This is a genomic window from Micromonospora sp. CPCC 205739 (assembly GCF_036906795.1).
GTDB lineage: Bacteria > Actinomycetota > Actinomycetes > Mycobacteriales > Micromonosporaceae > Micromonospora.
The window spans coordinates 1-9,456 of sequence record NZ_JBAKHS010000043.1 but is presented as its reverse complement, the minus strand read 5'-3'; the positions used below and the strand labels follow the sequence as shown (position 1 = coordinate 9,456).

General features: G+C 72.8%; 9 protein-coding genes and 1 pseudogene. 4 read left to right on the top strand and 6 right to left on the bottom strand.

Going from position 1 to position 9,456, the window contains the following annotated elements; genetic code table 11:
- Nucleotides 1-185: 185 nt before the first annotated feature.
- Entirely contained in the window at nt 186-1,616 is a 1,431-nt protein-coding gene (locus V6U88_RS29975) for an MFS transporter (RefSeq protein WP_334458265.1), read from the bottom strand.
- Between the two features lie 38 nt (nt 1,617-1,654).
- Entirely contained in the window at nt 1,655-1,891 is a 237-nt protein-coding gene (locus tag V6U88_RS29970; protein ID WP_334458264.1) for a hypothetical protein, read from the bottom strand.
- 139 nt (nt 1,892-2,030) lie between these two features.
- On the opposite strand from V6U88_RS29970, the gene V6U88_RS29965 reads away from it, so the two are divergent.
- Complete coding sequence (locus V6U88_RS29965; RefSeq protein WP_334458263.1) at nt 2,031-3,203, top strand: geranylgeranyl reductase family protein; 1,173 nt, start codon at nt 2,031-2,033, stop codon at nt 3,201-3,203.
- Between the two features lie 22 nt (nt 3,204-3,225).
- Here the strand turns inward: V6U88_RS29965 and V6U88_RS29960 are convergent, their stop codons facing one another.
- The gene (locus tag V6U88_RS29960) at nt 3,226-4,260 is read right to left on the bottom strand and encodes an alcohol dehydrogenase catalytic domain-containing protein (RefSeq protein ID WP_334458262.1); all 1,035 of its coding nucleotides are present in this window, start codon (nt 4,258-4,260) and stop codon (nt 3,226-3,228) included.
- A gap of 102 nt (nt 4,261-4,362) precedes the next feature.
- Between V6U88_RS29960 and V6U88_RS29955 the strand changes: the two genes are divergently transcribed.
- The gene (locus V6U88_RS29955; protein WP_334458261.1) at nt 4,363-4,557 is read left to right on the top strand and encodes a hypothetical protein; all 195 of its coding nucleotides are present in this window, start codon (nt 4,363-4,365) and stop codon (nt 4,555-4,557) included.
- A gap of 65 nt (nt 4,558-4,622) precedes the next feature.
- On the opposite strand, the gene V6U88_RS29950 is transcribed toward V6U88_RS29955, so the two are convergent.
- On the bottom strand, nt 4,623-6,416 hold the full coding sequence (locus tag V6U88_RS29950; protein WP_334458260.1) for a bifunctional metallophosphatase/5'-nucleotidase: 1,794 nt from the start codon (nt 6,414-6,416) through the stop codon (nt 4,623-4,625).
- Between the two features lie 227 nt (nt 6,417-6,643).
- On the opposite strand from V6U88_RS29950, the gene V6U88_RS29945 reads away from it, so the two are divergent.
- A complete protein-coding gene (locus tag V6U88_RS29945; protein WP_334458259.1) occupies nt 6,644-7,546 on the top strand; it encodes an SDR family oxidoreductase in 903 nt (300 codons plus the stop codon).
- Between the two features lie 33 nt (nt 7,547-7,579).
- Here the strand turns inward: V6U88_RS29945 and V6U88_RS29940 are convergent, their stop codons facing one another.
- Nucleotides 7,580-8,239, bottom strand: coding sequence for a nucleotidyl transferase AbiEii/AbiGii toxin family protein (locus V6U88_RS29940; RefSeq protein WP_334458258.1), 660 nt, complete (start codon nt 8,237-8,239; stop codon nt 7,580-7,582).
- Nucleotides 8,236-8,568 (bottom strand): hypothetical protein, encoded by a 333-nt coding sequence (locus V6U88_RS29935; RefSeq protein WP_334458257.1) that lies wholly within the window; start codon nt 8,566-8,568, stop codon nt 8,236-8,238. Before V6U88_RS29935 ends, V6U88_RS29940 begins: the two co-directional genes overlap by 4 nt.
- 609 nt (nt 8,569-9,177) lie before the next feature.
- On the opposite strand from V6U88_RS29935, the pseudogene V6U88_RS29930 reads away from it, so the two are divergent.
- A pseudogene (locus tag V6U88_RS29930) lies at nt 9,178-9,456 on the top strand (hypothetical protein); the annotation flags it as partial.

The window sequence follows — 9,456 nt, the reverse complement described above, 5'->3', positions numbered from 1 at the left end:
GACACTTACCGTTCCCCCCGAACGGCAACTGTCCAAGATCTCCCCGGATCAGACCGACCGGACGCGTTGATCATGAAGTCGGCGGCAGTGGAGGAGATCAACACCGCCGCTAACTTCATGATCACCGGGCGGAAGGGTGGGAGGCGGAAACGCAGGGGAGGGGGCAGCGAACGTGGGCGGGCGGGTCAGTGCTGGCGGTGGTTCAGGGTGATGTCCAGGAGAGCCGCCATCAGGGCCAGCACGATCACTCCGGCCGCCAGCAGCAGTGAGTGTCGGAAGGCGGTGGACCAGTCCCCGCCGGTGCTCGACAGCGAGGAGAAGAAGAGCGCCCCGACGGCGGCGATGCCGGCCGCCGAGCCGATGCGCTGGCCGGTCTGGAGCATCCCGGCAGCACTGCCCGCCTGCGGCACCGGTACCTCGGACAGGGTGAGGGTCTGGTTCGGGGTGATGACCAGGCCGCTGCCCAGCCCGGCCGCCAGCAGCGGCAGCGCGGTCAGCAGCGGTACCGAGTGCTGCGGGGAGTCGCGCAGCACGATCACCACCGCGCCGAGACCGAGCACCACGACGACCAGGCCCACGCCGACCAGCGGGCGGCCGAAGCGGTCGACGATCCGGCCGCCGAGCGTCGAGGCCAGCGCGGAGCCGAGGGCGAACGGCGTGATCGCCAGGCCGGCGACCAGCGCGCTGTAGCCGAGGCCGTTCTGCAGGTAGAGCGTGAAGATGAAGAAGATGGCGGTGAACCCGCCGAAGTAGACCAGCGCGATCAACGCGCCGAGGGTGTACGAGCGCAGCTCGAACAGCCGCAGGTCGAACAGGGGTGTCCGGTGGCGGGCGTACCGGCGCTCCCAGCGGCCGAAGCCGACCAGGACCGCCAGGCCGGCCGGGACGAGCGCCCACTTCCACGGGCTCTGCCACTGCTCGCTCTGCACCAGCGGCAGCAGCAGGAGCAGCACCCCGGCGCCGAGCAGCAGCACGCCGACCGGGTCGAGCCGGTGCCGGTCGGGTTCCCCGGTCGGTCGGGTGGGCAGCAGCCGCCAGCCGAGCACCACCGCGAGGACGCCCACCGGCACGTTGACGAAGAACACCCACCGCCAGCCGTGCTCCGCACCGCCGAGATGGATGAGCAGGCCGCCCAGCAGCGGACCGATCGCGGTGGAGACGCCGATGGTCGCGCCGAGCAGACCGAACGCCCGCCCCCGCTCGGCGCCCCGGAACAGTTGCTGGACCAGGCCGGTCACCTGCGGGTTGACCACCCCGGCGGCGGCGCCCTGGAGCAGCCGGGCGGCGACCAGCCAGGCGGGTGAGGCGGCCAGCCCGGCGAGGGCGCTGGTGAGCGTGAAGAGGGCAACGCCCACCACGAAGGCGGTGCGTCGCCCGCGGGCGTCGCCGAACCGGCCGGCGGGCACCAGGAGCAGCCCGAAGGTCAGCGCGTACCCGGAGAGCACCCACTGCAGGTCGCTCGGGCTCGCGTGCAGCGCCCGGTCCATCGACGGGACGGCCACGTTGACGATGCTGACGTCCAGCAGCGTCATGAACGTCGCGACCAGCCCCACACCGAGGGCCTGCCAGCGGCGTCGGTCGCCCGTCTCCGTCACGGCGGCCCGTCGATCGTCCACGGCCGACCGCTACCCCGGCGTCCCGCCGGGCACACCGGTCACGCCATCTGGCGGGCGCACCAGCGCGGGCCGAAGTCCAGCCCGGCCATCGGCGAGTCCTCCCGGTGCAGCAGAGCCTTCTCGGTCAGCAGGTGCAGGGGTGCGTGCACCTCCTCCACCGCCATGCCGGCCTCCTGGGCGATGAGGTCCGGGTACGGCACCTGGCCGCGCGCCTCCAGCGCCGAGACCGCGTCGTACACCCGTACCTCGGCATCCGACAGACGTACCTGCTGCATGGTGACCTCCTTGCCGTGACCCGCCCGTCCGACGGGCGGCCTGGGTACCGCGGCTTACCCGCCGGGTGACCGACAATGCCCACCCGATCGGGTCGGTCGTGAGCGGCCGGCCGGACCGGGGTGCCCTAGGGTGGAGCCCGTGATCACCTGGGATCTCGTCGTCGTCGGCGCCGGCCCCGCCGGGCTCACCGCCGCCCACGCCGCGGCCGGCGCGGGCGTGCGCACGCTGGTGCTGGACCGGGCCGTGCACCCCCGCTACAAGACGTGCGGCGGTGGCCTGATCGGCACCTCGCTGACCGCGGTCGCGGACCGGGTCGAGGTTCCCGCGCACGACCTGGTCGACCGGGTCACCTTCACCCGCGACGGACGACGCGCCTTCACCCGCCGGCATCGCACCCCGCTGGTGGCGATGGTCCGCCGGGACGAGTTCGACGACCGGCTGCGCGCGGCCGCGGTCGCCGCCGGGGCCGAGCTGCGCGAGGGCGTCGCGGTGCGCGGCATCGACCAGGACCCCGACGGGGTACGCGTACGCCTGGCCGACGGTCAGACCGTGCAGGCCCGGACGGTGATCGGGGCGGACGGTTCCTCCGGGGTCAGCTCCCGGCACGTGGGTGTCCGGTTCCGTCAGGTGGACCTGGGCCTGGAGCGGGAGCTGCCGGTGCCCCCGGCCGAGCAGCGGCGCTGGCGCGGCCGGCTGCTGCTGGACTGGGGCGCGGTGCCCGGCTCCTACGCCTGGGTGTTCCCCAAGGGATCGAGCCTGACGGTGGGGGTGATCGCCGCCCGGGGCGAGGGGGAGCGGACCCGCGGATACCTGCGCCGCTTCGTCGACCGGCTCGGGTTGTCCGGGCTGGCGGCCGAGCACGACTCCGGGCACCTGACCCGCTGCCGGGCGGACGACTCGCCGCTGCGCCACGGGCGGGTGCTGGTCGCCGGGGACGCGGCCGGCCTGCTGGAGCCGTGGAGCCGGGAGGGGATCAGCTACGCGCTGCGCTCCGGGGCGCTCGCCGGTGCTGCGGTCGCCGCCGGCGACCTGGACCGCTACGAGCGGGACGTCCGCGATCAGCTGGTCCCGTCGATGCTGGCCGGGCACCGCCTGCTGGAGGTCTTCGAACGCCGGCCGGACGTCTTCCACGCCCTGCTGGCCACGCCGGCCGGCTGGGGGATGTTCGTCCGGTTCTGCCAGGGCCGCTCCAGCTTCGACCGTACGCTGACCCGGCCCCCGGTCCGGGCCGGCCTGGCGCTGCTGGACCGCCTCCCGCCGATGCGGCAACGCACCGCGCCCGCCGAGCCGGTGACCAGCCGGCCCCGCTGACCACCGCCGCCCCGCACGGCGCTCAGGGCACCACGACCGCCCGGCCGTGGATCTGGCCCCGGCGCAGCAGGTCGTACGCCTCCGGCGCCCGGTCCAGCGGGAAGGTCTGCACGTCGGCGATGAGCAGCCCGAGCTGACCCAGGGCGATCACCTCCTGGAGTTCGGCGCGGGTGCCCCAGAACGGCACCTCCACGCTGACCTCCATCGGCAGCGTGGGTGGCGCGTCGGCGACGGGCCGCACCGGCAGCGTCCCGCCGCCGAGGCCGACCAGGAGCAGCCGCCCGCCCGGGGCCACGACCGCCGCGGCCGTGGTCAGGGTGGCGTCCACCCCGACGCAGTCGATCACCACGTCGACGCCGTCCGGCGCGGGCCCGACGACCTCCCGGATCCGCTGGACCGCCTCCGGGCCGGCCCGCACCACGTGGTGCGCCCCCACCCGGGTCGCCAGGTCCAGCGCGGCCACGTCGGTGTCCACCGCGACGATCCGTACCGCGGTGGTGGCGGCCAGGATCTGCACCGCCATGTGGCCCAGCCCGCCGATGCCGAGCACCACGCACCAGCTGCCCGGCCGCAACGAAGGGCGGGCCAGCTCGACGGCGTGGTACGGGGTGAGCCCGGCGTCGGTGAGCGCCGCGGCCTGGGTCAGCGGCAGGTCGCCGATGGGCAGCAGGCGGGAGGCGGGCACCACCAGGTACTCGGCGAGCCCGCCGTCGCGGCTGAGCCCGATGCCGCCCGGCGGCACCCGGCGGCACCGGTTCTCCCACCCGCGCAGGCAGGCCGGGCAGGCGCCGCAGCCGATGACCCCGTACACCGCCGCCCGGTCCCCGGGCGACCAGCCGGACACCGCGGCGCCGACCGTGTCGACCGTGCCCGCCGTCTCGTGGCCCAGCGTCATCGGGGTGGGGAACTGTCCGGCGGGCGCGTCGAGGAGGTGCAGGTCGGAGTGGCACGCGCCGACGGCGCCGACGGCGAGCAGCACCTCACCCGGCCCGGGCGTCGGGGTGGGGACCTCCAGCTGTTCGAGCACCCCGGGAGCGGTCATCCGAACCGCGCGCATGGTCGCCTCCACCTCGTCGCCGACGCCGGCTCGGGCGCGCTTACCCGGGTGTGGGCCGTTGATGCGATGGCGGTGCGGGACCGGCGGCGGCACAATGCGGGCATGACCGAGCCGGAGCCCACCTCGTTCGACGACGAGGAGTACGCCTTCCTGCGCCACGTGCGGTTCGGCGAGTTGCCGCCCCCGGTCCGCCCCGACGAGCGGGTGGAGCTGACCGAGACCGATCCGCGCCGGGACCGATCGGACACCGTCGCCAACGACGACCAGTGGCACCTCCGGCTCGGGCCGGGCGGCTGACGCCCCGGCAGGGCAGCGCGAACGGGCCGTGGGGATCAATCCCCACGGCCCGTCGGTGGTACGGCTCAGAAGACCGGTACGCCCTCGCGCACCAGCTTCCAGTTCGGCACGAAGAAGTCGGCCGGGTTGATGGTCCCCTTCGCCTGCGCCCAGTCGATGAGCAGCTGGCGGATCTCCTGCTGCTGGTTGTAGACCTGGGTCTTGACGATGCCGGGGAAGTTGCCGCCGCCGCTGCGCCGGTAGTTGTTCACCGCGACGACGAACTGCGCGGTGTCGGCGACCGGGGTGTCGGTGCCCGGCAGCACCAGGCGGGTGATCCGCTGGCCGACCGGCCGGCTGATGTCGATGTCGTAGTCGACGCCCGAGAACACGTCGTAGTTGTAGTCGGGCACGGCCGGGTCGCTGATGGTGGCCGGGTCGACGGCCGCCCCCACGGGAAGGGTCTTGAAGTACTTCGCCGAGTACTCCAGGTACGCCTTCACCTCGGCGCCGGTGAGCACCACGGCCTCGAGGGTGTTGTCGAAGACGTAGAGGCCGGCGACGTCGCGGATCCGCACGTCGCCCTGCGGGAAGACCGCGGTGCGGCTGAACGGGGCGGCGATCGACAGCACCGGCAGCGACGCGTGCGCCGTGCCGGCCAGCGCCGCGGTGACGACCTCGGTCTGGACGTGGTTGATGAAGTCCAGGATCGGGGTGTCCTTGTACCGCGACTCGGCGGCCGACAGTTCCTCGGAGGACTGCGCGACGACCGTGTTGACGTAGGCGACGGTCCTGTCGTGCTGGCCGCGCACGGCCGCGAGCACCGCCGGGTCCTCGACCACGGTGTTGGTGTTGAGCATGGTCGCCCTCTTGGCGAGGACCTTCCAGCGGCCGCGCACCTTCTGCACGGTGAAGTCCATCCGGGTCAGCCGCTGGCCCCACTTCGACGGCTCGGCGGTGAGCACCTGCGCGCCGGTGGCGGTGTTGGTGACGAACTTCTCCACGACCTCGGCGTGCGCGTGGCCGAAGAGGATCGCGTCGATGCCCGGGACCTGCTGGGCGATCAGCGTGACCGGGTTCTCGTTCGGCAGCTCCGGGCCGTAGCTGGAGGTGCCGCTGTCGCCGCCGTGCGCCGAGATGATGACCAGGTCGGCACCGCGCTCGCGCATGATCGGCACCCACTTGGCGGCGGTCTCGACCATGTCCGGGAAGACCAGCTTGCCCTCGACGTTGCCCTTGTCCCAGATGGCCACGCCCGGGTTGGTCAGGCCGAGGATGCCGACGTTGATGGTGGGGGAGTCCGCGCCGCCGAGGCGGACCTTCTTGATCACGTACGGCAGGTAGGCCGGCTTGCCGGTGGCCGCGTTGACTGCGTTGGCGGCGAGCGCCGGGAAGCCCAGCTGCTCGATCCACTTCGCGAGCAGCGGCAGGCCGTAGTTGAACTCGTGGTTGCCCAGCGTCACGGCGTCGTACTTCAGGATGTTCATGGCGTTGGCCATCGGGTGCGTCTCACCGGTGACGGTGATCGGCTCCTGCTTGGCGTAGTACGTGGCCAGCGGCGTGCCCTGGATGGTGTCGCCGGCGTCGAGGACCAGGGTCGCCTTGCCCGTGCGCTCGGCGCGGATCTGGTTGACCAGGGTGGCGAGCTTGGCGACGCCGATGTCGTTGTGCCGGCTGTCGTCGTACTCGGCGTCCTTGTAGTAGTCCCAGTTGTAGACGTTGCCATGCGTGTCCGACGTGCCGAGGACGGTCAGGTCCCAGGTCTTCGGTCCCTGCGCTTCGGCGGCCCGGGCGGGGGCGCCGGCGATCAGGGGAGCGGTCGCCGCGGCGGCGGCGACGGCCAGCACCTGGCGGCGCGAGGCGCCGGAAGAGGAGGTCATGCGGTGCCCTTCGATGGGTGGACGCGCCTCGTGGGCGCCGTTGCGCACCATAACGAGCTGCGGTCACTCCTGCCACAGCAGCCCGAAATGTTCCACCCCACCAGCGCCGCAGGCCACCGTCGCGTGACACCGAGGTCGTCCGGGCGGCGCGTCGCCCTCGTTTCTCACCGGAGCCGCCGGGTAGGCCGGGCACGACCAGGCCGGACGAACTACCCGAGGAGCCCCCGGTGAGCGAGGACCAGTACACCCGGCAGGACCCCACCGAGCAGTACGGCCAGCAGCAGGGCCAGCCCGCCCAGCAGCAGTCGGCGCCCGGCTCCACCGGGGAGATGGGCCCGAAGCCCGACCACGGCGAGCAGTCGTACCGGGGCAGCGACCGGCTGACCGGCAAGCGGGCACTGATCACCGGCGGTGACTCCGGCATCGGCCGTGCCGTGGCGATCGCCTTCGCCCGGGAGGGCGCCGACGTGGTCATCTCCTACCTGGGCGAGGAGGAGGACGCCGACGCCCGGGAGACGGTGCGGCTGGTCGAGGAGGCCGGCCGCCGGGGCGTGGCGGTGCGCACCGACCTCACCGACGAGGGCCACTGCCGTGAGCTGGTGAAGCGGACCCTGTCCGACCTGGGCGGCATCGACATCCTGGTGAACAACGCCGCCTACCAGATGTCCCAGGACGACGGGCTGCTCGGCATCAGCACCGCCCAGTTCGACCGGGTCCTGAAGACCAACCTGTACGCCATGTACTGGCTCTGCCGGGAGGCGGTGCCGCACCTGGCGGAGGGGTCCACGATCATCAACACCACCTCCATCCAGGCCTTCGACCCCTCGCCGCAGCTGCTCGACTACGCCACCACCAAGGCCGGGATCGCCAACTTCACCAAGGGGCTCGCGGCGCAGCTGGCCGAGCGGGGCATCCGGGTCAACGCGGTGGCCCCCGGTCCGGTCTGGACGCCCCTCATCCCGGCCACCATGCCCGAGGAGAAGGTCAAGCAGTTCGGCACGGACACCCCGATGGGACGACCCGGCCAGCCGGCGGAGATCGCCCCCGCGTACGTCTTCTTCGCCTCGCAGGAGTCCAGCTACGTCACCGGCGAGATCCTGGGCGTGACCGGCGGCCGCTTCACCAAGTGAGCGGCGGTCGGCGCCCGGTTGATCGAACGGCGGTCAGCGGGGCCAGGCGGCCAGCCGGCGGCGTACCTGGGCGATCCGCGCCGCGTCGAGGCCGTAGCGGGCGAACCGCTGGTCCGGCACCCGGTCCAGGTAGCGCCCCGCCTCCCGGACGTCGTCGTCGTCCAGGGCCGGGTCGACCTGCCGGGCCAGCTCCAGCAGCTCGGCCACCGGATAGTGGTCGAGCGCCGCGGACACGTCGATGTAGTCGCGGACCTCGCGCCGGTTGACCAACGCGGCGGTCTTGTTCGCCACCAGGTCCCGGACGTCCATCACCGGGCCGAAGTCCATCACCACGGGGGAGCGGTACCGGTCGAGCCGGGCCAGGCTCAGCCGGATCCGCCGGTGCCCCCGGGTGACCACGAAGTCCTTCATGTCCCGGTCGAAGCCGTCGAACAGCCCGCCCAGGTCGCTGTCCGGGTCGGCGTCGGCCACCTCGAACCCGGCACGCTCCAGCGCCGTCCGCACCTCCGCGGCGGCGGCCGCCGCCGCGCCCTCCACATCGGCGAAGAGGTCGACGTCCTCGGTGGGGCGGGTGACCAGCCCGTGCGCGGCCCAGGCCACCCCGCCGCCGAGCACGAACCGGTGCGGCCCGGCCGCCGTGAGCGCCACCCGGGCGACCTCGCGGTAGAACTCGTGCAGGTGGGGGCCGCTCACGCGGTACGCAGACCCCGGTGCCGGCTCTCCCACGCCTGCCGGACGCCCCGGGGCAGGTTCAGCCGCCGCCACACCCGCCGCAGCGTCCGCCCGTTGATCAGGTGCCGCAGGTCGTCGGCGCGGGTGGTCTCCCGCAGCACGTTCTCGTACATCCAGAGCAGCTGGTCCGGGTCGCCCAGGTCGAACGTCCGGTCGGCGTTCCACATCAACCGCACCGGCAGCTCCACCACCCCTCGGGTGGGGCCGGCCAGCTCCGCCAGGGTGCGCGCCACCACGGCGGGACGGCCCGGGCGGGCCAGGTGGGGCGTGGTGCTGACGACGGCCTGCATGGTGTCAGGGTAACGCCGACTCCGCTCCGCGCAGCGAACCTGGTCGCCCGCTTTCCGTTCCCCGCCCATTCTTGCGTGTGGTGCGTTGCCATTCGGCGCGGGCATTTCGCCCATTGTCGGTCGCCAGTGCCTCGTTGCGTCGATCAGGCGGGCCTGTCCGCCGAGCGCTCTATGTCCGGTACGGGCCGTTCGGTTTCTTGCGCCTCCCGTCTCCGGATGTCCCGTGACCGGCGGCACCCTGAGGGCGGAATGGCGGCCGGGCCGGTGTCGTTACATCCCCTAGACGATCGCAGTAGCAACCCCGCTGGCCTGGCCTGCGGGATGCGAGCCCCCGGAATGATGATGGGCGGCGGGTCGTTACATCACCTGGACGATCGCAGTAGCAGCCCGGCTGTGCGGCCCGATGACGTGGCCGGCCCGGGATGGCCCCCGGAATGATGGTGGGCGGCCGGTCGTTACACATGGTCCCGGCGCCGCGAGCCCCCCGGCTCGCGAAGCCTGCCGGACGAAGGCTTTCCCCTTTTGAACTTTGTGAGCGCCTGATCGTGGTGCTTGCACCCGCTCGACCCCATCGAGTCTGGGTGCCAACCCCCTGAAGGAGCTTCCTCCATGAACACGATGCGTAAGAGCGTTCTGGGTATTGTTGGTCTGGCTTTCGCCGGTGGTGTCTTCGCCGGCCCGGTGACCGAGGCTCACGCCGCCCCGGCGGTGGATGCCAAGGCGGTGGCGGTGGTGCAGGCCGACAAGGCGGACAAGAGCAAGCTGATTCCGCACGGTGTGCAGGGCAAGCAGTCGCGCATCGACCTCAGCGACGAGCAGGTCGGCAACGTGAAGGCGATCATCGCGGCGACGAAGAAGTCCGACATGGACGAGCGCGCCGCCGTGGTC

Bases quoted from the DNA above. Each gene is read 5' to 3' on its own strand.
- V6U88_RS29970 (WP_334458264.1), bottom strand. From the start codon at position 1,891: ATGCAGCAGGTACGTCTGTCGGATGCCGAGGTACGGGTGTACGACGCG.
- V6U88_RS29960 (WP_334458262.1), bottom strand. From the start codon at position 4,260: ATGCGCGCGGTTCGGATGACCGCTCCCGGGGTGCTCGAACAGCTGGAG.
- V6U88_RS29955 (WP_334458261.1), top strand. From the start codon at position 4,363: ATGACCGAGCCGGAGCCCACCTCGTTCGACGACGAGGAGTACGCCTTC.
- V6U88_RS29950 (WP_334458260.1), bottom strand. From the start codon at position 6,416: ATGACCTCCTCTTCCGGCGCCTCGCGCCGCCAGGTGCTGGCCGTCGCC.
- V6U88_RS29935 (WP_334458257.1), bottom strand. From the start codon at position 8,568: ATGCAGGCCGTCGTCAGCACCACGCCCCACCTGGCCCGCCCGGGCCGT.